Genomic DNA, 21,201 nt, shown 5'->3' on the forward strand with positions numbered 1-21,201 from the left:
TCAGCCTGCTAGGATGTAGGGCGGACTTTAGCTATATAAGGAGAATCCGACGTGTCTATGCGTACCGATGATTTTGACTACAACCTTCCCGAGGAACTGATCGCCCAGGCTCCCGCCGAGCCGCGCGACTCCTGCCGCCTGCTGGTGGTGGATCGCAAGGGCTCCCAGGCGGGAACGCCGCTGGAGCATGGCGGCACCGTTGAGCACCGCATCTTCCGCGACATCATCGACTATATCGAGCCGGGCGACGTACTCGTCATCAACAAGACGCGTGTGATGCCGGCCCGCCTGATCGGTCGCAAGTCGGGCTCGGGTGGCGTGGTCGAGACGCTGCTGCTCAAGCGCCGCGAGGATGTTGACCCGCTGGGTCATGTTTGGGAGTGCCTGGTCAAGCCGGGTAAGCGCCTGAAGCCTGGTGCTCAGATTGAGTATCGCGCCGGTGGCGCCCATGCGCCCCAGGGGGCTCCCGTGGTGCTGACGGCCGAGGTCATCGACTTTGTCACTGATAGCCGCGGTGGCCGTCTGGTGCGCTTTGAGCCGGCCGGTTGCAATGCCGCCGGCGAGCCGCGCACGCTCGACGAGGCCATTCACGCCGCCGGTCACGTGCCGCTGCCGCCCTACATTACCGATTACGAGGGCGACCCCGAGAAGTACCAGACCGTCTACGCCATGAAGGAGGAGCACTCGGCTGCCGCTCCCACGGCGGGTCTGCACTTTACTCCCGAGCTTATGGCTGCTATCGAGGCCAAGGGCGCGAAGTTTGCCGCCGTCGAGCTCGAGGTGGGCATCGATACCTTCCGTTTGGTGGAGGAGGACGATCCCACGCAGCATGTGATGCACACCGAGCGCTATCACGTGTCGCAGGAGGTTGTCGACGCCGTGCATAAGGCGAAGGCCGAGGGCCATCGTGTGATCGCTGTCGGTACCACGGCGGTGCGCTCGCTCGAAAGCGCGTATGACGCCGATGCGCCGGTGTCCGATCCGGCCGTGACGGCGCGCTATTTTGAGGGCCGCGAGGATGGGGCCGATACGCTCGGCCGCGGTGACATCGTGGTGCGCGAGAACGCGACGACGCAGCTCTACCTCATGCCCGGCTCGACCTATCACGTGGTCGACGCGCTGATCACGAACTTCCACGTGCCGCGCTCCACGCTCATGATGCTCGTGAGCGCGCTTGCTACCCGCAACCAGATCATGGATGCCTATGCTGCTGCCATCGAGGAGCGCTACCGCTTCTTCAGCTTTGGCGACGCGATGCTCATTCAGTAGGTTACGGCGTTTTCCAAACGCCGTAACCGGCCGACGCTGCAAACGCCCCTAAGCGGCAATCTGACGTTCAATCGTCGGGCATGACCAGAAGGTCAATGCCCTCCTCTTTCACGTCACCTTGCTCGCTTAGGGGCGTTTTCGCTGACTTCGCCAAAGCATCGGCAGGTACTCATTGGGGACGTACTTAAATGAGTGCCTGCAGAATGAGAGTGGATAATCTCCCGTTTTTGGCCTGCTTGGGGGCTCAAAGTGGGAGATTATCCACTCTCGTCATTGGACTAGTCTTTGGGGACGTTCTTGTTTGACTAGTCGTTTAAGAACGTCCCCAATGACTACTTGCTTGCGAACAGCCAGACTAGGATGATCGCCAGGATTGCGGCGACGATGCAGACGATGGCGCCGGTGAATTTGATGCGTGAGTCGCGGGTGCGCTCTCGTACGTCGTCTTCGGCGGCCTCGAGCTGGTCGACTTCTTGCTCGGTCTCGGCGTGTTCGGCTTTGTCTCGGGCCAAGGATCCTGCAAGCGACTCAGTGATTTCTGGGTGGTCGTGCACCTCGGTCGCCTGTTCGATGATCGACTGTGCATGTGCGGCATCTGCTTGGGCGTTGGCGATGGTCTGCTCCTGCTCGCGGCGTGCCTTGTCCTCCGCGGCGATCTTCTCGCGCAGTTCGCGCTGACGAGTCGCGGCGGCGGTCTTCGCCGTCTGCAGCTCGTCGCGCGCGGCATCGGCTTCGGTCGTCACGGCTTGGTGCGCGCGTTTTGCGTCGGCGATAGGGGCTTGAGCCTGCTCGACGGCCTGCTCGGCTGCGGCAAGCGAGTGCTCAAGGTCGGCGGTGATGCGCGGGACATCTTCTTCGGCTTTACGCAGGGCATCTGCCGTGTCGGAAATCTGCATCGAGAGCTCGCTGGTGCGCACCGTATAGTTGGCGGGATTTGCCGAGGGATTGCGTTGCAGCTCGGCATACTCATGACGCAGCGTCTCGAGCTGGGCGCGCGTGGCGTCGACGGTTTGTTGTGCGGCGGCAATGCCGGCGTCTCGCTCTGCCTTCACCTTGTCGCGGATGCGCTTGGAATCCTCAAGACGTCGAACGAGGCGGTTGCCGGTCTCGCGCGAGCTCGCCTCGCGGGCCTCCACGGCGTCGAGCGCGGCCTTCAGACGGAGCTCAGTCGCGTCATCCTCTGTCTTCATTTGTTCGAGCTGACCCTTGAGCTCTGTCGCTTTGGAGGCGTGGGCATCACGATCAATCTCGGCGGCCGCTGCAGTCTTTTGGGCTGTGGCAATCGCCTGGCGCTGGTCGGCGACGATCTGGTCGTAGCGGCCTGCGATATCCTGGCGCGTCTCGAGTTCCTCGGCCTGATCGGCAATGCGCTGCTCAAGTTCGGCCAGGTGGGCGCGGGCATCGGCAAGTGCCTTTTTCGCGGCGTTCATCTCGCGCATGGCCGAGGCACCCTGGGCGATAAAGGTGCCCACGGCGTTCGCAGTGTTCGAGACAGCGGTCCCCAGATCGCGGCTCGCGGCGGAGGAGTGCGGGGCGGTCGGGCGAGCGGTGTCGGCAGCGTCCGCATCGGCAGTCTGCGGCACGGCGATATTGCCGGTACCGCCTTCGATCACAGAAAAGCCTGCTGCGTGCGGGTCGACCGCATCGGTGCCAATCGTGGGATGCTCGAGCTGCAGAAACGAGGGCATGGTGCTGCCCTGGTCGGCAACCGGAGTCTCGCCGGGTACGAAGGTCGAGGCTGCCTCGGCGGCCTCCTCTTCCTCGGCGTCAACGTCAGCGTCGGCCACGGCGTCTTTCATCGCTTTGACGGCATCCATCATGGAGTCCATGACGGCGTCGAGCTCTTCTTCCGAAGAAACCTCGATAGGGCCCGCAGCTTGCGGAGCAGCATCCTGTACGGGGCGGTCGTCCTGAGCGGGCGCATCGTCGTTTTGCTCGTCTGCATCTTCGGCGCCAGGGGTTTCCGCCGTAGCGCTTTCGTCCAAGAATGGGCCGTCGAGGTCAATATCATCGCAGGTCACAGCGTCGGCATCTGCAGTGACGTCTGCGGAATCATCAATATGCTGTTGAGTCTGGGGGTCCAGCTCGTCTGTCATAGGCATGTGCTCCTCATCGTTGTTTGTCACCCTATGATAAAGTCTCGCGCCGACATCCCGCGCGCTGCAGCAAAGTTTCAAAACGTGTTCGATGGCTCGCGTCGATAGCAAAAACTCGGCCACTTTATCCAGTTTGTACTTGACATTCCCTTCGCCGAAAGACGTTGCGCCGTTCGCCTGCCATGGGCTTTATTTTTCACTTGAACCCGCTAAAGTTGCATTTCAGCTTTTGGCGCGTGAAGTTGGATGCGCGCAGTCGACGGGCAGGCCCGTCGCGATTTGAAAGGACTTTATATGGGACTTTTCACTGGTAAGACCGTGATCGTCACCGGCGGCGGCAAGGCCACGCTCAAGGACGGCTCCGCTGGCTCCATCGGCTACGGTATCGATATCGCTTTTGCCAAGGAGGGCGCAAACCTCGTCATTACCGGCCGCAACGTTGCCAAGCTCGAGGCTGCCAAGGAATCCCTCGAGGCCGAGTACGGCGTCAAGGTTCTGCCTGTTCAGGCCGATGTCTCGGCTGGTCAGGACAACGAGGCCGTCGTCCAGAACGTCATCGACAAGGCCATTGAGGAGTTCGGCCGCATCGACGCCGTCGTCAACAATGCTCAGGCCAGCGCTTCGGGCGTGACGATCGCCGATCACACCATGGACCAGTTCAACCTCGCCATTTACTCCGGTCTGTATGCCACCTACCTGTACATGCAGAAGGCCTACCCGCACCTGAAGGAGACCAAGGGCTCCGTGGTCAACTTTGCTTCGGGCGCCGGCCTGTTTGGCAACTATGGCCAGTGCAGCTACGCCGCTGCCAAGGAGGGCATCCGCGGTCTGACCCGCGTCGCTGCCAACGAGTGGGGCAAGGACGGCATCAACGTCAATATCGTTTGCCCGCTTGCTTGGACCGCCGCGCTCGAGAACTTCCAGGATGCCTATCCCGAGGCGTTCAAGGCCAACGTCCACATGCCGCCGGCGGGTCACTACGGCGACGTCGAGAAGGAAATCGGCCGCGTTGTCGTTCAGCTCTGCGGTCCCGACTTTAAGTATATGAACGGCGAGACCGTCACCCTCGAGGGTGGCATGGGCCAGCGTCCTTAGGGGTTCCGCCGTTCTACCGAACGGCGGACCGGCCGACGCTGTGCGGGCCGCATTTGGACAATCTGCCGTTCAATTTCAAGGGCGCGACCAGAAGGTCAGCGCCCTTTCATTTCACGGCACCTTGTCTCAAATGCGACCCGCTCGCTGACGTTGCCAAAATATCGGCGTTGCCGTGGCTGGTAAATAGCTCCACTCATCGGGGACGTACTTAAATGAGTGCCCGCAGAATGAAAGTGGATAATCTCCCGTTTTTGGGCTGTGCTTTGGGCAAAAGTGGGAGATTATCCACGCTCATCCGGTAAGCGTCCAAAAATCCACGCTCATTTGCCGTGTCCCTGCCGTATCCTCCTCGCACCAGTTTCTGTCGAGTCGGTGCTTCTTGCGGGTTGCCCGTATAATGGTTTGCGTATGAACCGCAACCAAGGAGTTCCAGTTTATGGACCAGAACCTTTTTAAATTCGACCTGATTGCCGAGGATCCGACGACGCACGCGCGCGCCGGCGTACTGCGCACCCCGCACGGCGACATCGAGACGCCGATCTTTATGCCCGTGGGCACCAAGGCAAACGTCAAGGGCATTCCTACCGAGACTGTCAAGAAGCTCGGCGCCCAGATCGTGCTCGCCAATACCTATCATCTGTCCATGCGTCCCGGCGAGGATACCATCGCCGAGCTGGGCGGCCTGCACAAGTTCATGAACTGGCACGGCCCCATCCTCACCGACTCGGGCGGTTTCCAGGTCTTCAGCCACAACGATGCCGTCAAGCTCACCGATGAGGGCGTGCGCTTTATCGTCAACGATTACGACGGCCGCCACGTGTTTTGGACGCCCGAGGACAACATGGAAATCGCCATGAAACTCGGCTCCGATATCTGCATGCAGCTCGACCAGTGCCCGGGCTATCCCGCCACGCGCGCCTACGTTGAGCGCGCCGTTGAGCTGTCGAGCATGTGGGCCGAGCGCTGCTATAAGGCGCATACCCGCGATGACCAGGCGCTCTTTGGCATCGTTCAGGGCGGCATGCACCTGGATCTGCGCCTGCGTTCGCTGCGCCATCTGGAGGAGTGCGGCGACTTCCCGGGCTATGGTATCGGTGGCTATTCGGTGGGCGAGGATCACGAGACCATGTTCGAGACCCTGGCGCCGCTCGTGAGCGAGTACATGCCCAAGCATAAGCCGCGCTATCTGATGGGTGTCGGCAACCCGACCACGCTCGTGCGCGGCGTTGGCGTGGGCATCGACATGTTTGACTGCGTGCTGCCGACGCGCACCGGCCGTATGGGCACGGCATTCTCCAGCGAGGGTCGCCTTAACTTCCGCAACGCTCGCTTTGCGCACGACGACGGTCCCATCGATCCCACCTGCACCTGCCCGGTGTGCACGGGCGGTTACAGCCGTGCGCTCATCCGTCACATGGTCACGCAGAAGGAGATGCTCGGCGGCATTCTGCTTTCGATGCACAACATCTACTACCTGCTCAACCTTATGCAGCGGGCCCGCCAGGCCATTATCGAGGGCCGCTACGGCGCGTTCGTGAGCGACTGGATGAACAGCCCTGCGGCGGTGGATTACTAAGAGCTGTGGGTGCGCTTACGGGGGCGCTCGCGCGGTGTCGAGATCGCGTGCCAATCGACCGCGCGCAGCCGGCGCCGGGCATCGCCTTCGCTGGCATCGGTTGCACGACCGCTGACCGATGCCTTGCAAGCACTTGATGCATCGTGGGTACCATACCGAATAGTTGATGTTCGGGCGGGTGTTTGACGCATGGCGTCGACCCCGCCCGTTTTTCTTTTTCTCGATAGGAGTACCCATGATTAAGAATGAGAACGTCGAGGGCGAGCCTGCCTACGACGAGACGTACCGCCGCGGCCCCGTGGTCATGCGCGGCCCCATGATTCCTAAGGACAACACCTACGCCAACCTGCTGGCGCCCGAGGATTCAACCGACTGGTTGCATGCCGATCCGTGGCGCGTCCTTCGTATTCAGGCAGAATTCGTCGATGGCTTTGGCGCGCTTGCCGAGCTCGGGCCCGCGGTGACCATCTTCGGCAGTGCCCGCACGCCCAAGACCGATCCGCTCTACAAGGCGGCGCGTACCGTCGGGCGCAAAATCGCCCAGCGCGGCGTGGCGGTTATCACCGGCGGCGGTCCCGGCGTCATGGAGGCAGCCAACAGGGGAGCGGCGAGCGCCAACGGCAAGTCGGTCGGCCTGGGTATCGAGCTTCCGCACGAGCGGGGGCTCAATAAATACGTGAACCTCGGCATGGACTTCCGCTACTTTTTTGTGCGCAAGACCATGTTCGTTAAGTACAGCTCGGGTGCCATCGTATTTCCCGGCGGCTTTGGTACGCTCGACGAGATGTTCGAGGTTCTCACGCTGGTGCAGACGCACAAGGTCAAGCGTATGCCGCTCGTGCTGGTGGGCAGCGAGTACTGGCAGGGCCTGTTCGACTGGCTCAATGGCCCGGTGATGAGCGCCGGTATGATCAGCCCGCTCGATCCGGATCTGGTGCACATTACCGACGACCTCAACGAGGCCGTTGACATTGCCCTGAGCGGACTGATGTAGAGTAGCTAAAATGGGACGGGGCTAAAAAGACCGGTGCGTAACGTTACATGCCAGTCTTTTTAGCCCCGTCCCAAATGAACTGCTTCTAAGTTGCGGTGGAATAGGGATTGATTGACGGCTAATAAGCCAAAAACGCCCCCTATTTCACCGCAACCGGTGTGGGCGTCCCTAGCGAGTTGGCTGGTAGCGGGGGCAGTAGCTGATGGCGATGGCGTCCACGCCTACGTGGGTGGCGATGGTGCAGCCGATGGGGCCAGTGCCGGCGTCCACGTAGTCCTGGCCTGCTAGCGCTTGGTTGACGAGCTCTTGCTCCTCGGCGGCGCCGGTCGTGAGCACGCGCACGCTTGAGCCCGGGTGCTCGTCCAAAAACGCGAGGCAATCTGCCATGGTGTTGGCGACGATGCGCTTGGCGCCGCGGCCCTTTTTGATTGCCTTGATCTCGCCCGATTTCCACTCCGGCGAAACGGCCAGGCGAATGTTGAGCATCTGCGTCAGCTGGCCGGCGAGCTTGGGGGCGCGGCCGTTTTTGACCAGGTTCTCGAGCGTGCGGGGAATCAGCAGCAGGTGGGCGTCGGGCAGCGTCGCGCGGATCTGCGCCTCGGTCTCGTCCAAGCTGCGGCCGTCCTCGCGCATGGCAAGCGCGTACTCCACCAGCAGGCCCTCGGCGCCCGAGCCGGTGCGCGAATCGATGCAGCGCACGTCGAGCTCGTGGGTCTCGGCGACCAGGCATGCGTTGGAATAGCAGGCGGACCACTCGCTGCACAGCGAGATAAAGATCGCGCTGTCGTGGCCATCGGCGCGTACGCGGTCAAACAGCGCCTTGAACTCGCCGGCGCTCGGCTGCGAGGTGTGCGGCAGCTGCTCGGAGCCAGCCATGCGGGCGACGTATTCCTCGGCGGTAATCTGCACCTGGTCGAGCAGGTCCTCGCCCTCGATAATCACATGCAGCGGAATCACGTAAATGCCGAGCTCTTGGGCACGGGCGGGGGAGATGTCCGACGTGGAGTCGGTTATGATGGCAAAAGACATAATTGCACCTTTCGTTGGGGCGCGGCAGCGCCGCCTTCTGAAAGCAAAGTGCGACAAGTATAGTGGAGTTGCTCTACATTGCTAGGTTCGATTGTTGAATAGTCAACAGTTTGAAGCGGTGGTGTGGAAATCATCAACTGGGGAAGAAGGGTGCCGATGGCGGCATTGCAACTTTGCGAGCGGCCGGTTGTGCTGTTCGATTTTGACGGTACGGTGGCCGATACGGGTCGGGCAGTGATGACCTCGACGCGCAAGACGCTGGCTGCGCGCGGGTTTTCGGAGACGCAGATGGGTGATCTGCGCCGCATGATCGGGCCGCCCCTGTGGAAGAGCTTTCACGACTTTTACGGCTTTTCCCGCGAGGAGTCGCTTGTGGTGGCCGACGAGTACCGCGCCTTTTTTGATGAGCTGGGACCGGAGGAGTACCCCGTGTTCGATGGGATTCCCGAGCTGCTGGATGAGTTGGCCGCCCGGGGCAAGCGTATGGCCGTGGCGACGTCACGCATGGAGGCCAAATGCATCGACATGGTGCATGAGCTTGGTCTTTCTCAGTTCGAAGCCGTGGTTGGCATGAATCCTCCGCAGGGGCGCGAGACCAAGGCCGATTCGGTTCGCGATGCCCTGGCGGCGCTCGGCGCGACGGCGGACGATGCCGTGATGATCGGCGATCGCTTTAACGACGTCGAGGGCGCGCACGCGATGGGCGTGCCGTGCATCGGCATCTATTCGGGCGCGGCGGCGCCGGGTGAGCATGAGGCGGCGGGTGCCGATGCAGTGGTGCACTCGGTGGCCGAGCTTGCTAAACTTTTCTCTATCTAGGAACTAAATGTGAGGGGCGGGTACGCTTGCCGCTCATTGGTAAGGAGGTCGTCCATGAATCAGGTGGAGCAGAGCGTCGCCGAGTATGTCGACGAGGTCTGGGAAGATGTCGTCGCCGATATCGAGCAGCTGGTGAGCTATCCGTCCGTGGCAGTTTCTGCCGATGCAGAGCCCGGCGCGCCGTTTGGCCGCCCGGTCCGTGACGCGCTCGACTGTGCGCTCGGCATCGCGCAGAAGCTCGGCTATCAGACGAGCGACGACGAGGGCTATGTGGGCATTGCCGATATTCCTGGCCGCGGCGACAAGCAGCTCGCGACCATCTGCCACGTGGACGTGGTGCCCGCCGGCCCGGGCTGGAACACCGACCCGTTTGCGATGGAGCGTCGCGAGGGCTGGCTGCTCGGCCGCGGCGTTATCGACGACAAGGGTCCGGCGGTGCTGTCGCTCTACGCCGGCGCCTATCTGCTCAAGCACGGCATTACCCCGCGCTATACTTTCCGCGCGCTGCTGGGCTGCGATGAGGAAGTGGGCATGTCCGACGTTCGCCATTATCTGGAGAACCACGCAGACCCCGACTTTCTGTTTACGCCCGATGCCGAGTTTCCGGTCTGCAATGCCGAGAAGGGCCAGTTTGGGGCGACATTTGTGAGCTCCAAGATCGACGGCGGGCGCATCGTGTCGTGGAGCGGCGCCGAGGCGAGCAATGCCATTCCGTCGCAGTCTATCTGCGAGCTTGCGATTGACGCCGATGAGCTGCCGGCACCGGTCGAGAACGCCGACCGCCTGGAGATCACAGCACTCGACAACGGACATGCCCAGATTTTCGCCCACGGCATTGGCGGTCATGCCTCGATGCCCGAGGGAGCGATCAATGCCGTCGGCCTCATCGTGGCGTATCTGCGCGAGGCCGAGGATGCGTTTGGCGCCCGTGACGAGCGCCTGTTGACGCCTGCGGAGCACGAGTTTGTCAAGTTTTTGGCTTTTGTGCATGCGGACGCCTATGGCCGCGGCCTGGGGATTGATGCGACGAGTGCGGCGTTTGGCCCGCTCACGTGCAACCCCGGCGTCATCCGCGTGGCAGATGTCCACATTGAGCAGGTCATCGACGTGCGTTTTCCCGATAGCACGAGTGCCGATACCATGTGCGAGCAGCTCGAGCCGCTCGTGGGCCGCTTTGGCGTGACGTATCGCGTGGGTCGCGCCAAGGTGCCGTTCTCGGTTTCGGCCGACGATCCGGCCGTGAAGGCGCTCATCGATACCTATAACGAGTTTACGGACAAGCATGCCGAGCCCTTCGCCATGGGCGGCGGCACGTACGCGCGCAACTTTGCCCGCGCCGTGTCGTTTGGCCCCGAGGAGACCGGCCTTGAGCTGCCCGCGTGGGGCGGCCAGATGCACGGCCCCAACGAGTGTGCCAACGAAGTCCAGCTCAAGCAGGCGCTCAAGATCTATATCGTGGCAATCTTAAAGCTCAACGAGTTGGAGCTTTAGGGTTACGGCGTTTTACCAAACTGCATAGGTTTCCGACCAGGCTTCTATAAGTTACGGTGGAATAGTTCCTAGAAGGGGGTGCCTAGCGGCCAAACAGGAACTATTTCACCGCAACTTCTTTTTATCGGTGTAAAAGGTGTGCCATGCTTGGGGTGGGGATTGTTATTCGTTTGTAAAGGCTGAGCCGTGCTTGCAGTAAGGGTCTATCAGATGCCCGTAAGAAACCGCAGCTGGCGCGGCTGCCGCCTGATCGAGGTCGTATCTTTCCAAACAGCAAAGCGGGCAGGGTGCCCGCGAGTCGCATGTATGAAAGGAAGATCATGCTCGATCAGGCTTATTCTCGTCGTCAGTTCCTCGGCCTCGCTGGTGGTCTTGCCAGCATTGTCGGTCTCGGTCTCGTTGGCTGCGGTGGCTCCAACGCTTCCGATGCCGCCGACAAGGGTAGCGCCGCCGCTGCTGCCGAGTCCGTCTCCGGCGAGGTGACCTACGACGGCGCCTCTTCGTTCCAGGCTCTCGTCGAGGCTGCTGCCGAGAAGTTCATGGACGCCAACCCCGACGTCTCCATCTCCGGCTCGGGTAACGGTTCGGGCAAGGGCCTGACCGCTGTCGCCGCCGGCACCGTCACCATCGGTAACTCTGACGTCTTTGCCGAGACCAAGCTCGAGGCCGACCAGGTCAAGAACCTCGTCGACCACGAGGTCGCCGTTGTGGGCATGGGTCCCGTCGTCTCCAAGAACGTCAAGGTCGACGACCTGTCCCTCGAGCAGCTCAAGGGCATCTTCTCCGGCCAGATCACCAACTGGAAGGAGGTCGGCGGCGACGACGCCACCATCGTCGTCCTCAACCGCAAGGCCGGCTCCGGCACCCGCGCCACCTTCGAGGCCGCCGTCTTTGGCGACGAGGCCGTCGACTTTAAGGGCGACGCCGAGCTCGACAAGTCCGGCGACGTCCAGACTCAGATCGCCAGCACTGACAATGCCATCTCCTACCTTGACTTCTCGCACTTCGATGACTCCAAGTTCAACGCCGTCAAGGTCGAGGGTGTGGAGCCCAAGAGCAAGAACGTCACCGATGACTCCTTCAAGATTTGGGCGACCGAGCACATGTACTGCTCCAAGGATGCCGACGAGGCCACCAAGGCCTTCCTGGACTTTATGCTTTCCGACGACGTCCAGGGCAAGCTCGTCGAAGAGCAGGGCTTCATCCCCGTCTCTGCCATGAAGGTCGTCAAGGACGCCAGCGGCAAGGTTTCCGCTAAATAAGTAATCGCCCCCGGAAAGGTTTGCAATGGCAAAACAGCTGCCAAAGCGCGACCTTGAGAACGTGGGCCTGGGCGTCACGGGCGCGTGCGTAGCGCTCGTGACGCTTGTTGTTGCCGCGCTCATCTTCATGGTCGCTCAAAAGGGCCTCTCGGCTTTCGTTAAGGACGGCGTCTCGGTCGTCGAGTTTTTCACCGGTACTAAGTGGGACCTGGCCAACACGGCCGAAAACGGCCTGCCCTATACCGGCGCCCTGCCCCTGATCGTCACCTCGTTTGCGGTCATGGTGCTCTCCACGCTCATCGCGCTGCCGATCGCCATCGGCTCTGCCATCTTCGCGGTCGAGATCCAGCCCAAATTTGGCTCCAAGGTCTTTCAGCCGCTCATTGAGCTTTTGACCGGCATCCCCTCGGTCGTCTTTGGCCTGATCGGCTTTCACGTGGTCGTCGGCCTTATGAAGAGCGTCTTCCACGTGAGCACGGGCCTGGGCATCCTGCCCGGCGCCATCGTGCTGGCCGTTATGATCCTGCCGACCATGACCACGCTTTCGGTCGATGGCCTGCGCGCCGTACCCGACAGCTACCGCCAGGGCTCACTCGCGCTGGGCTACACCCGCTGGCAGACTATCTGGCACGTGGTGCTCAAGTCCGCCATGCCGTCGCTCATGACCGCGGTCATTCTTGGCATGACCCGCGCCTTTGGCGAGACGCTCGCCGTGCGCATGGTTATCGGCGGTATCGAGGCCATGCCGACGTCGCTGTTGTCGCCGGCTTCGACCATCACGACCACGCTCACCACGTCCATGGCGGTCTATGCCGAGGGCACGGCCCAGGACGACGTTCTGTGGGCACTCGGTCTGCTGCTGATGGGCATGAGCCTCATCTTCATCCTGATCATCCATCTCATTGGCCGCAAGGGGGCGAAGGCTCGTGGCTAGCACGCGCATCCATATCGACGAGGCGAGACTCGGGCGTGTCCAAAAACAGGACCGCATCGCCACGGGCGTGTTGACGGCAATCGTCGCCATCGTCATGCTCATCGTCGTTTCCATGGTGGCCTACATCCTGTTCGAGGGTATCTCGACGCTGTTTAAGCCGGGCTTCCTCACGGAGCCGTCGCGCGCCAACGGCACCCAGGGCGGCGTGCTCTACCAGCTGTTCGACTCGTTCTACCTGCTGCTGATCACCCTGATCATCTCGGTGCCCATCAGCCTGGGCGGCGCGGTCTTCCTGGTCGAGTACGCGCCGAACGGCCCCGTCCGCGACATCGCCTCCACGGCCATCGAGACGCTGTCCTCGCTGCCATCCATCGTCGTCGGCATGTTCGGCTTTCTGGTGTTCTCGGTGCAGCTGGGGTGGAAGTACTCCATCATCTCCGGCGCCGTCGCGCTCACCATGTTCAACATCCCGATCCTGGTGCGCGTGATTCAGCAGGCGCTCGAGGACGTGCCGCAGGCGCAGCGCGATGCGTGCCTGGCCATGGGCCTCACCCGCTGGGAGGCCACGCTGCACATCCTGATTCCCGAGGCCATGCCCGCCATCGTGACCGGCATCGTGCTTTCGGCCGGCCGCGTGTTTGGCGAGGCCGCAGCGCTGCTCTTTACCTCGGGCATGAGCTCGCCGGTTCGCCTCAACTTCTTGAGTTTTAACCTGTCGAGCCCCACTTGCGCCTGGAATGTGTTCCGTCCCGGCGAGTCGCTCGCCGTGCACATCTACAAGATTTACGGCGAGGGCAGCCCCGAGGCGCAGCAGATCGTTTGGGGCACCGCGGCACTGCTGATGATCTGCGTGCTGCTGTTTAACGCAATCGCCCGTATCGTGGGCAAGCAACTGGCAAGGAGGATGACGGCCGAATGAGCGAGATGAATGCAACGCCAGCAACCGAGGCGGCCACGTCCGAGACCCAGGGCTTTCTGTCGAGCGTGGGGGAGAGCGAGAAGCATGCTCGCATAAGCGGCAAGGCCGTGAGCGACGAGGTCGTGCTCTCCACCAAGGACGTCAACGTGTACTATGGCGACCACCATGCGCTGCATGACACGTCGCTCGATTTCCACAAGGGCGAGATCACGGCACTCATCGGGCCTTCGGGCTGCGGCAAGTCGACCTTCTTGCGCAGCCTCAACCTGATGAACCGCGAGATTCGCGGCTGCCGCGTAGAGGGCGAGATCAACTACCGCGGGCGCAACGTGAACACCAAGACCGAGAACACGTACGAGCTGCGTCGTTCCATTGGCATGGTGTTCCAGCAGCCCAACCCGTTCCGCAAGTCCATTCGCGACAACATCACGTTTGCGCCCAAGCGCCACGGCATCACCGACCGCGACGAGCTCGACCGCATGGTCGAGGAGAGCCTGCGCGGCGCGGCACTGTGGGATGAGGTTAAGGACAAGCTCGACAAGAGCGCCTATGCGCTTTCGGGCGGTCAGCAGCAGCGCCTGTGCATCGCGCGCACGCTGGCGCTCAACCCCGACGTGATTTTGTTCGACGAGCCCTGCTCGGCGCTCGACCCCATCTCGACGCTGGCGATCGAGGACCTTATGTCGTCGATTGTGGCCGAGCGCGCTATCGTCATCGTGACGCACAACATGGAGCAGGCGTCGCGCGTGTCCAACCGCACGGCGTTCTTCTACATGGGCGATATGGTCGAGTACGACGAGACCGACGAGATTTTCCAACGGCCCAAGGATCAGCGGCTGAATGATTACCTCACCGGCATGTTCTCCTAGTCCGGGACATGCTTGAGGCCCGCGGCGGCCACGGTCGCCACGGGACTGATTGGAGAGGCGGGTCATCTCTTGCGGGAGATGGCCCGCCTTTTTGTGTCGTGTGCGGCCTGCCTTTTCGCTGCTATCATGGACAACGTTGAATTTCTACGAAGGAGCAGGGCATATGGCGATTCTTTTGGGATGCGATTCCGTCAGCCTAGAGTTTCCCACCAAGCATATTTTCGATAGCGTGACGCTCGGCGTGGGCGAGGGCGACCGTATTGGTATTGTCGGTAAAAACGGCGACGGTAAGTCGACGCTGCTGAGCGTGCTCGCCGGCACGTTGGAGCCCGACGACGGCCGCGTGACGCACCGCCGCGGCACGACGATCGGATTGCTCGGCCAAAAGGACCAGCTTGTCGACACCGATACCGTGCATCATGCCGTCGTGGGCGACACGCCCGAGTACGAGTGGGCCTCGAGCCCGCGTACGCGCCAGATCCTGGCCGGCCTCATTAGCGATGTGCCCTGGGAGGGCATGGTAGGCGAGCTCTCGGGCGGTCAGCGCCGCCGCGTGGACCTCGCGCGCCTGCTGATCGGCGACTATGACGTGCTCATGCTCGATGAGCCCACCAACCACCTGGACATGCGCACCATCAACTGGCTTGCGCGTCACTTAAAGGCCCGCTGGCAGCGCGGTCAGGGCGCGATGCTCGTGGTCACACACGATCGCTGGTTCTTGGACGAGGTCTGCACCAGCATGTGGGAGGTTCACGACGGCCAGGTCGATCCCTTCGAGGGCGGCTACTCGGCATATATCCTGCAGCGCGTGGAGCGCGACCGCATGGCCGCCGTTACCGAGGAGCGCCGTCGCAATATGGCGCGCAAGGAGCTCGCGTGGCTGAGCCGCGGCGCCCAGGCGCGTTCCACCAAGCCCAAGTTTCGCGTTGAGGCTGCTCGCGAGCTGATCGCCGACGTGCCGCCCGTACGCGACGAGCTGGAGCTCAAGCGCCTGGCCGTGAGCCGCCTGGGCAAGCAGGTTATCGATGTAGTCGACGTGGACGCCGGCTATGCGGATGCCGATGGCGCGTCCAAACAGGTGCTCACCGATGTGACCTGGCTTATTGGTGCGGGCGACCGCTATGGTCTTTTGGGCGAGAACGGCGCCGGCAAGTCCACACTGCTCGACGTGATTCAGGGCAAGATTGCGCCCTTACGCGGTCGTGTAAAGATCGGCCAGACGGTGCGCTTTGGCGTGCTGTCGCAGCAGCTCGAGGAACTCGAGCCCTACATGGGCGACACGATTCGCGAGGTGCTCAGCAACTATAAGAAGTACTACGTCATCGACGGCAAGGAGACTTCGCCCGAGAAGCTTTGCGAGCGTCTGGGCTTTACGACGCAGCAGCTCTGGAGCCGCATCGGCGATCTTTCGGGCGGCCAGCGCCGCCGCCTGTCGCTGTTGCTGACGATCCTGGACGAACCCAACGTGCTCATCCTGGACGAGCCCGGCAACGACCTGGATACCGACATGCTCGCGATTGTCGAGGACCTGCTCGACGGCTGGCCCGGCACGCTAATCCTGGTGACGCACGACCGTTTCCTTATGGAGCGCGTGACCGACCAGCAGTGGGCACTGCTCGATGGCCATCTGACGCATATGCCCGGCGGTGTGGACCAGTACCTGCGCCTGTGCAACGCTACCGCCGAGGGCGAGCCCGTGGGTGCGCCGAGCGCCAAGACCGGCACGTTTGATACCGGTGCCGCGGCGGCTGCGGCCGAAAAGCCCAAGTCGAGCGGCCAGCCCAATGGCCTTTCCAACGCCGAACGCCAGAAGCTTCGCCGCGAGGTGAGCTCGCTCGAGCGCAAAATGGAGACGCAGCGCGCCCGCGTGGAGGAGGCCGAGGCCGCGATGGCTCAGGTCGACCCCACCAACTACACGGCGCTGGGCGAGCAGCAGGCAAAGATCGACGAGGCCCACGCCGCCATGGACGAGTTGGAGATGGCGTGGCTCGAGGCGAGCGAGAAGCTCGAGGGCGAGGAGTAGGCGAGGATGATCAAGGCCGCGTTTTTCGATATCGACGGCACGCTGCTGAGCTTTAAGACCCACCGGATTCCGGCGTCGGCACAGCAGGTGCTCGACAGCTTTCATGAGCAGGGGATTGTGTGCGTGATCGCCACGGGTCGCCCGACCTACCAGATGCCCGATTGGCTGTTCAACTTGGGTTGGGATGCGTACATTACGCTTTCGGGCCAGCACTGTTTTGATGCCAAGGGCGTTTACCGTAGCTGCCCGATTGACCCGGACGACGTTGCGGTGATTGTGGACCAGGTGGCGCAGGGGCGCTATGACTCGCTGTGTATGCAGGGCGAGAACTCGTTTGTGAACCGCCTGTCCGAGCGCGTGGTGACGGCAGGCAGCAACGCGGGAATCGTCTACCACGAGGAGCCGTTTGAACACGCCTTCGATGCGCCGGTTTACCAGTTCTGCGCCTTTGTGGATCCGGCCGACGAGCATATCGTGACCGATGCCGTGTCGCATTCGCTCACTACGCGCTGGTGTGACCTGTTCTGCGACATTATTCCGGCCAACGGCGGCAAGGACCTGGGTGTCGCGGCGACGCTGGAGCGCCTGGGTGTCGACGCGAGCGAGGCGATCGCCTTTGGCGATGGCGAGAACGACCTGTCGATGTTTTCCGCCGTGGGCACGAGCGTGGCCATGGGCAACGCGCAGGATACCGTGAAGGCCGCGGCGACCTACGTGACGACCGCCGTGGACGATGACGGCATCTACAACGCCGCGAAGCACTTTGGCCTCGTGTAGCTGCGACCCGGCACTTGGGGACGTTCCTTATCTGCCGGCAGCTGGGGACACTCCTTGCGGGGCGTGTCCCCGTTTTGTTTTCGTCTCGTGCGTTTTGTGAAACACGGTTAACTTTTTAAACAACGTAGTAAGACATGGGCAACTTTTGCGGTAAAGTAAATCAAATAAAAGTATCCAAAGGCTAACTAGAAGCCATCGCGAAAGGCGGCCCATGGCCCTACGTGAATCCGGAGAAGACTATCTCGAATCGATCTACGTTCTGTCGCAGCGCCAAGGCACGGTGCGCTCAATCGACGTCGCCGAATACTTGGGCGTAACCAAAGCAAGCGTCTCTAAAGCCATGGCAGCCTTGGAGAGCACCGGCTACGTGGAGATGGGCAAACGCGACGTGCATCTGACGGAACGCGGTCTTGAGGTTGCCCGTCAAATGTGGGAGCGCCACTGCTTTTTCGTGGGGCTGCTAGAGGATGCAGGCGTAACGCCCGAGGTCGCGTCGCAAGAGGGCTGCCACATGGAGCACTGCCTGAGCGAGGAGAGCTTCGAGAAGCTGAAATCGATGCTGGGGCGGGACGGCGACCGGGATCAGTAACCCCGCCAACCAAGTCCAACTCAGACAAGGAGCCCCGCCAGCAAGCGATGCCCAAGAACCGCCAGCAACGTTACCGCAGGCCGGGACCGGGCTTGGTTTTGAAAACATTCCGCAGACCAGAAGCGCCCCCGTTCGTAGCTCCGAAGGAGCAGAACGGGGGCGTTTCAATGGTCGAGGACGTTTTCAAAACCAAGCCCGGTCCCGGCCGGAGGGACCACAGGCGCTACAGGTTCTTTACACCCATCGCGCGCATGGCGTTCAGGATAGCGATGATCGCCACGCCCACGTCGCCGAACACGGCAAGCCACATATTGGCGATGCCCAGCGCTGCCAGCACAAGGATCAGCAGCTTAATGCCCAGCGCAAAGATGATGTTCTGCCAAACAATCGACATGGTCTTGCGCGCCACGCGAATAGCGCGGGAGATGTTGGACGGCTTGTCGTCCATCAGCACCACGTCGGCGGCCTCGATCGCGGCGTCGGAGCCCATGGCGCCCATGGCAATGCCCACATCAGCGCGCGTAAGCACAGGCGCGTCGTTGATACCGTCGCCGACAAAGGCGAGCTTGCCCTTGCCGCTTTCGGCCGCGAGCAGCGCCTCAACGCGCTCGACCTTGTCGCCCGGCAGGAGCTGCGCGTGGAACTCGTCGAGACCGAGTTGCTTGGCCACAGACGCTGCAACCTCCTCGCGGTCGCCCGTGAGCATGACGGTGCGGTTGATACCGGCGGCATGCAGGTCGCGAATCGTTTGCTCCGCATCGGCCTTAACGGTGTCTGCAATCACGATGTGGCCGGCATAGGTGCTATTGACTAGCACGTGGAGGATCGTACCGACGACCTCGCAATTGGGAGCGTCGATACCGGCCGCAGCAAGCATCTTGGCGTTGCCGACGACGACATGCTTGCTGTCGATAGTCGCCGTCACGCCATGGCCCGCGTCGTTGGCGGAGTCGCTTACGCGCTTGGGATCGAGCTCGCCCTGGAAGGCGGTGCGCACCGACTGCGCGATGGGATGGTCGGAGAACGACTCGGCGAGGGCTGCGACCTCGAGTAGCGACTGCTCGGTATAGCCTGCCTCGGGGTGCACCGCGACGACCGAGAACGTACCGTTGGTGAGCGTGCCGGTTTTGTCGAAGACGACGGTATCCACGTCGGCGAGCGTCTCGAGGTAGTTGGAGCCCTTGATGAGAACGCCCAGCTTGGACGCGCCGCCGATGCCGCCAAAGAAACTCAACGGCACGCTAATCACGAGGGCGCACGGGCAGCTGACGACCAGGAAGGTCAGACCGCGCAGAATCCAGTCGGACCAGGCACCGGTGATCAGGCCGCCGCCAAGTGCGAGCACCGCGGCCGCGCCGGTGACGGCGGGCGTGTAGACGCGGGCAAAGCGCGTGATGAAGTTCTCGGTGCGCGCCTTCTTTTCGCTGGCATTCTCCACGAGTTCCAGGACGCGCGCAACGGTGGACTCGCCAAAGGGCTTGGTGGTGCGCACGTGGATGAGGCCCGTCATGTTGATGCAGCCGCTGATGATATCGTCGCCGGACTTGGCGGGGCGGGGAACTGACTCGCCCGTGAGTGCGGCGGTGTCGAGCTGGGTTTCGCCCTCGACGATGACGCCGTCGATAGGCACGCGCTCGCCGGGCTTGACCACGATCACGGTGCCCACGGCGATGTCATCGGGAAAGACCTGTTCGAGCGTGCCGTCGGGCTGCTCGACGTTAGCGTAGTCGGGCGCGATGTCCATCATGGCACTGATCGACTTGCGGCTCTTGCCCACGGCGTATGCTTGGAACAGCTCGCCGACCTGGTAGAACAGCATGACGGCGGCGCCTTCGGCCATGTGCGGGTCGGTATCGGGGAAGAGCACCATGGCAAACGCGCCGATGGTCGCGACTGCCATGAGGAAGCTCTCGTCGAAGGCCTTGCCGCGGCGGATGTTATTGAATGCCTTTTGCAGTACGTCGTAGCCGGCAATCAAAAACGGCACGAGGAACAGCACAAAGCTGGCGTAGATGTCGCCCGGGGTGCCGAATGCGGCGGTGAGGGTGCCGAGCTCATCGAGGGCGTACACCACGGCAAAAATGCCCAGTGCTACCAGGATGCGGTTGCGCTTATGCTCAAGGGACTCTTTCTTCTTGCGCTTCTTCTTTTTCTTTTTGGGATCGGCGGCTGTCATGATTCAAACCTCTCATTTGAGTGTATGAACACTCGCTCATATAATTTCGCGAGCAAAGGCCGCGGCAAGCACGGCCTCGCAGGTCAACGTATGCGCGGGTTAGAGAATGATCTCGCAGTCCGGCTCGGCGTCGGCGGTGAACTCAACGACGCGGTCCAGGACCTCGTCGAACTTGGCGTCGTCGGCCTCGAGCGTCAGCTTTTGGGTCATAAAGTTGACCGAAACGGACTTGACGCCCTCGAGCTTAGCCAGCTCGTCCTGAAGTTCACGCGCGCAGTTGGCGCAATCGATCTCGTCGAGCTTAAACTGCTTTTTCATGGTGGGTTCCTTTCCCTGTGTTAGCGGTCTGGGTGCCGGCCGCGCTGATACCGTGGTTGATTGCTATTCGCAGATATGGCTCATGCCCTGGTTGAGCATGGTGTAGACGTGATCGTCGGCAAGCGAGTAGAGAATGTTGCGGCCGTCGCGGCGGAACTTGACCAGGTGCGACTGCTTAAGCGTGCGCAGCTGGTGCGACACCGCAGACTGCGAGGTCGCGGTCGCTTCGGCGATGTCAGCCACGCAGAGCTCGCGACCCATGAGGGCGTAGAGAATCTTGATGCGTGTGGTGTCGCTGAAGACTTTGAACAGGTCGGCCAGGTCGTACAACAGCTCCTCGTCGGGAAGGTCCTCGGGCGAGCAGGTGGTGGGGACGATCGGCTCGGTGGCCTCGATGTCGGGTTTCGTTTCGTCAACGCGGATGCTCATTGCAATATCCTTTCATATGAACATGCGCTCATATAACTTACTTCCGATTATATGAGCGCATGTTCATATGTCAATGACGTTCAGGTAATTCGTCGCACAAAATGATGGGGAATAGTGGACGAGATTCCGGACTGAGCGGTTTTGATAGCCGATACCAGGGTGGGTGCCCCCGCGCCGTGCAAAAATTGGAGTATTCTGCAACTATAGGGGGTCCGTTAATCTATTCCAGGCCAAATAAAGCCGCTCAAGAGTTATCCAAGGCGGTAAACAGTCAAGGTCTTCCTCAAATGTTGCCTAACGTTCCCGTTCGATAGCGTTTTTGTTTCTCATTTGGATTGACTGTGGGTGCTGGAGGGCCGACCCTGCTGAATACTCGCAATTTTGCACATCGCTAGGGTACCCACCTTGTTAGCCGATCTAGCTTCCGGCCCCGAAGATTCTGCCCTCGGGCGCGAGGCTGGTAGCGCGCAGAGATGTGGTGTAAGAGGCGGGGCATGCCCCGCCTCTTCCCTTTCTTGAAAGGGAGGGGACACCGC

Annotated in this window: 18 protein-coding genes; 13 read left to right on the plus strand and 5 right to left on the minus strand. The window is 61.8% G+C overall.

Going from position 1 to position 21,201, the window contains the following annotated elements; translation table 11 throughout:
* Positions 1-57 precede the first annotated feature (57 nt).
* Complete coding sequence (gene queA / locus AB5Z14_RS08910) at positions 58-1,269, plus strand: tRNA preQ1(34) S-adenosylmethionine ribosyltransferase-isomerase QueA (RefSeq protein ID WP_368131128.1); 1,212 nt, start codon at positions 58-60, stop codon at positions 1,267-1,269.
* Between the two features lie 332 nt (positions 1,270-1,601).
* Here queA and AB5Z14_RS08915 read toward each other — a convergent pair whose 3' ends face one another.
* Complete coding sequence (locus AB5Z14_RS08915; RefSeq protein ID WP_368131116.1) at positions 1,602-3,365, minus strand: coiled-coil domain-containing protein; 1,764 nt, start codon at positions 3,363-3,365, stop codon at positions 1,602-1,604.
* A gap of 294 nt (positions 3,366-3,659) precedes the next feature.
* Here AB5Z14_RS08915 and AB5Z14_RS08920 point away from each other — a divergent pair, with 294 nt between their 5' ends.
* The 3 genes from AB5Z14_RS08920 (at position 3,660) to AB5Z14_RS08930 (ending at position 7,030) form a co-directional block, all read left to right on the plus strand.
* Positions 3,660-4,460, plus strand: coding sequence for an SDR family NAD(P)-dependent oxidoreductase (locus tag AB5Z14_RS08920; protein ID WP_006235414.1), 801 nt, complete (start codon positions 3,660-3,662; stop codon positions 4,458-4,460).
* A 436-nt stretch (positions 4,461-4,896) separates the two neighbouring features.
* On the plus strand, positions 4,897-6,036 hold the full coding sequence (tgt, locus tag AB5Z14_RS08925) for a tRNA guanosine(34) transglycosylase Tgt (RefSeq protein ID WP_253055813.1): 1,140 nt from the start codon (positions 4,897-4,899) through the stop codon (positions 6,034-6,036).
* Between the two features lie 235 nt (positions 6,037-6,271).
* Positions 6,272-7,030 carry a TIGR00730 family Rossman fold protein gene (locus AB5Z14_RS08930; RefSeq protein ID WP_368131117.1) on the plus strand — a complete coding sequence of 253 codons (759 nt, stop codon included), beginning with the start codon at positions 6,272-6,274 and terminating at the stop codon, positions 7,028-7,030.
* Between the two features lie 168 nt (positions 7,031-7,198).
* Here the strand turns inward: AB5Z14_RS08930 and AB5Z14_RS08935 are convergent, their stop codons facing one another.
* The gene (locus AB5Z14_RS08935; protein ID WP_368131118.1) at positions 7,199-8,059 is read right to left on the minus strand and encodes a DegV family protein; all 861 of its coding nucleotides are present in this window, start codon (positions 8,057-8,059) and stop codon (positions 7,199-7,201) included.
* A gap of 156 nt (positions 8,060-8,215) precedes the next feature.
* Between AB5Z14_RS08935 and AB5Z14_RS08940 the strand changes: the two genes are divergently transcribed.
* From AB5Z14_RS08940 to AB5Z14_RS08980, 9 genes are all read left to right on the plus strand, one after another.
* Positions 8,216-8,878, plus strand: a complete 663-nt coding sequence (locus AB5Z14_RS08940; RefSeq protein ID WP_089572099.1) for an HAD hydrolase-like protein — start codon at positions 8,216-8,218, stop codon at positions 8,876-8,878.
* Between the two features lie 54 nt (positions 8,879-8,932).
* Positions 8,933-10,369 carry a M20 family metallopeptidase gene (locus tag AB5Z14_RS08945; protein ID WP_368131119.1) on the plus strand — a complete coding sequence of 479 codons (1,437 nt, stop codon included), beginning with the start codon at positions 8,933-8,935 and terminating at the stop codon, positions 10,367-10,369.
* 320 nt (positions 10,370-10,689) lie between these two features.
* A complete protein-coding gene (locus tag AB5Z14_RS08950) occupies positions 10,690-11,631 on the plus strand; it encodes a phosphate ABC transporter substrate-binding protein (protein WP_368131120.1) in 942 nt (313 codons plus the stop codon).
* A 25-nt stretch (positions 11,632-11,656) separates the two neighbouring features.
* Positions 11,657-12,565, plus strand: coding sequence for a phosphate ABC transporter permease subunit PstC (gene pstC, locus AB5Z14_RS08955; RefSeq protein ID WP_368131121.1), 909 nt, complete (start codon positions 11,657-11,659; stop codon positions 12,563-12,565).
* Complete coding sequence (pstA, locus tag AB5Z14_RS08960) at positions 12,558-13,484, plus strand: phosphate ABC transporter permease PstA (protein ID WP_368131122.1); 927 nt, start codon at positions 12,558-12,560, stop codon at positions 13,482-13,484. Before pstC ends, pstA begins: the two co-directional genes overlap by 8 nt.
* The gene (gene pstB, locus AB5Z14_RS08965; RefSeq protein ID WP_368131123.1) at positions 13,481-14,353 is read left to right on the plus strand and encodes a phosphate ABC transporter ATP-binding protein PstB; all 873 of its coding nucleotides are present in this window, start codon (positions 13,481-13,483) and stop codon (positions 14,351-14,353) included. The genes pstA and pstB overlap by 4 nt, the downstream gene beginning before the upstream one ends.
* Positions 14,354-14,516: 163 nt before the next feature.
* Positions 14,517-16,376 carry an ABC-F family ATP-binding cassette domain-containing protein gene (locus AB5Z14_RS08970; protein WP_368131124.1) on the plus strand — a complete coding sequence of 620 codons (1,860 nt, stop codon included), beginning with the start codon at positions 14,517-14,519 and terminating at the stop codon, positions 16,374-16,376.
* A 6-nt stretch (positions 16,377-16,382) separates the two neighbouring features.
* Positions 16,383-17,153, plus strand: a complete 771-nt coding sequence (locus AB5Z14_RS08975; protein ID WP_368131125.1) for a Cof-type HAD-IIB family hydrolase — start codon at positions 16,383-16,385, stop codon at positions 17,151-17,153.
* 211 nt (positions 17,154-17,364) lie between these two features.
* The gene (locus tag AB5Z14_RS08980; RefSeq protein ID WP_368131126.1) at positions 17,365-17,742 is read left to right on the plus strand and encodes a metal-dependent transcriptional regulator; all 378 of its coding nucleotides are present in this window, start codon (positions 17,365-17,367) and stop codon (positions 17,740-17,742) included.
* A 223-nt stretch (positions 17,743-17,965) separates the two neighbouring features.
* Here the strand turns inward: AB5Z14_RS08980 and AB5Z14_RS08985 are convergent, their stop codons facing one another.
* The 3 genes from AB5Z14_RS08985 to AB5Z14_RS08995 all read right to left on the minus strand — a co-directional run bounded on the left by AB5Z14_RS08985 (position 17,966) and on the right by AB5Z14_RS08995 (position 20,665).
* Positions 17,966-19,918, minus strand: a complete 1,953-nt coding sequence (locus tag AB5Z14_RS08985) for a heavy metal translocating P-type ATPase (RefSeq protein ID WP_368131127.1) — start codon at positions 19,916-19,918, stop codon at positions 17,966-17,968.
* A gap of 99 nt (positions 19,919-20,017) precedes the next feature.
* Complete coding sequence (locus tag AB5Z14_RS08990; RefSeq protein ID WP_089572082.1) at positions 20,018-20,236, minus strand: cation transporter; 219 nt, start codon at positions 20,234-20,236, stop codon at positions 20,018-20,020.
* A gap of 63 nt (positions 20,237-20,299) precedes the next feature.
* Complete coding sequence (locus AB5Z14_RS08995; protein WP_117563986.1) at positions 20,300-20,665, minus strand: ArsR/SmtB family transcription factor; 366 nt, start codon at positions 20,663-20,665, stop codon at positions 20,300-20,302.
* Positions 20,666-21,201: the final 536 nt, after the last annotated feature.

This window comes from Collinsella aerofaciens (assembly GCF_040910265.1).
Lineage (GTDB): Bacteria > Actinomycetota > Coriobacteriia > Coriobacteriales > Coriobacteriaceae > Collinsella > Collinsella aerofaciens_BK.

What these genes read in the sequence shown, in the direction of transcription:
- AB5Z14_RS08930 (WP_368131117.1), top strand. Translation starts at nt 6,272, where the DNA reads ATGATTAAGAATGAGAACGTCGAGGGCGAGCCTGCCTACGACGAGACG.
- AB5Z14_RS08990 (WP_089572082.1), bottom strand. Translation starts at nt 20,236, where the DNA reads ATGAAAAAGCAGTTTAAGCTCGACGAGATCGATTGCGCCAACTGCGCG.
- AB5Z14_RS08915 (WP_368131116.1), bottom strand. Translation starts at nt 3,365, where the DNA reads ATGACAGACGAGCTGGACCCCCAGACTCAACAGCATATTGATGATTCC.
- tgt (WP_253055813.1), top strand. Translation starts at nt 4,897, where the DNA reads ATGGACCAGAACCTTTTTAAATTCGACCTGATTGCCGAGGATCCGACG.
- AB5Z14_RS08935 (WP_368131118.1), bottom strand. Translation starts at nt 8,059, where the DNA reads ATGTCTTTTGCCATCATAACCGACTCCACGTCGGACATCTCCCCCGCC.
- queA (WP_368131128.1), top strand. Translation starts at nt 58, where the DNA reads ATGCGTACCGATGATTTTGACTACAACCTTCCCGAGGAACTGATCGCC.
- AB5Z14_RS08940 (WP_089572099.1), top strand. Translation starts at nt 8,216, where the DNA reads ATGGCGGCATTGCAACTTTGCGAGCGGCCGGTTGTGCTGTTCGATTTT.
- AB5Z14_RS08975 (WP_368131125.1), top strand. Translation starts at nt 16,383, where the DNA reads ATGATCAAGGCCGCGTTTTTCGATATCGACGGCACGCTGCTGAGCTTT.
- AB5Z14_RS08945 (WP_368131119.1), top strand. Translation starts at nt 8,933, where the DNA reads ATGAATCAGGTGGAGCAGAGCGTCGCCGAGTATGTCGACGAGGTCTGG.
- pstB (WP_368131123.1), top strand. Translation starts at nt 13,481, where the DNA reads ATGAGCGAGATGAATGCAACGCCAGCAACCGAGGCGGCCACGTCCGAG.
- pstC (WP_368131121.1), top strand. Translation starts at nt 11,657, where the DNA reads ATGGCAAAACAGCTGCCAAAGCGCGACCTTGAGAACGTGGGCCTGGGC.
- AB5Z14_RS08980 (WP_368131126.1), top strand. Translation starts at nt 17,365, where the DNA reads ATGGCCCTACGTGAATCCGGAGAAGACTATCTCGAATCGATCTACGTT.
- AB5Z14_RS08995 (WP_117563986.1), bottom strand. Translation starts at nt 20,665, where the DNA reads ATGAGCATCCGCGTTGACGAAACGAAACCCGACATCGAGGCCACCGAG.
- AB5Z14_RS08970 (WP_368131124.1), top strand. Translation starts at nt 14,517, where the DNA reads ATGGCGATTCTTTTGGGATGCGATTCCGTCAGCCTAGAGTTTCCCACC.
- AB5Z14_RS08985 (WP_368131127.1), bottom strand. Translation starts at nt 19,918, where the DNA reads ATGACAGCCGCCGATCCCAAAAAGAAAAAGAAGAAGCGCAAGAAGAAA.
- AB5Z14_RS08920 (WP_006235414.1), top strand. Translation starts at nt 3,660, where the DNA reads ATGGGACTTTTCACTGGTAAGACCGTGATCGTCACCGGCGGCGGCAAG.
- AB5Z14_RS08950 (WP_368131120.1), top strand. Translation starts at nt 10,690, where the DNA reads ATGCTCGATCAGGCTTATTCTCGTCGTCAGTTCCTCGGCCTCGCTGGT.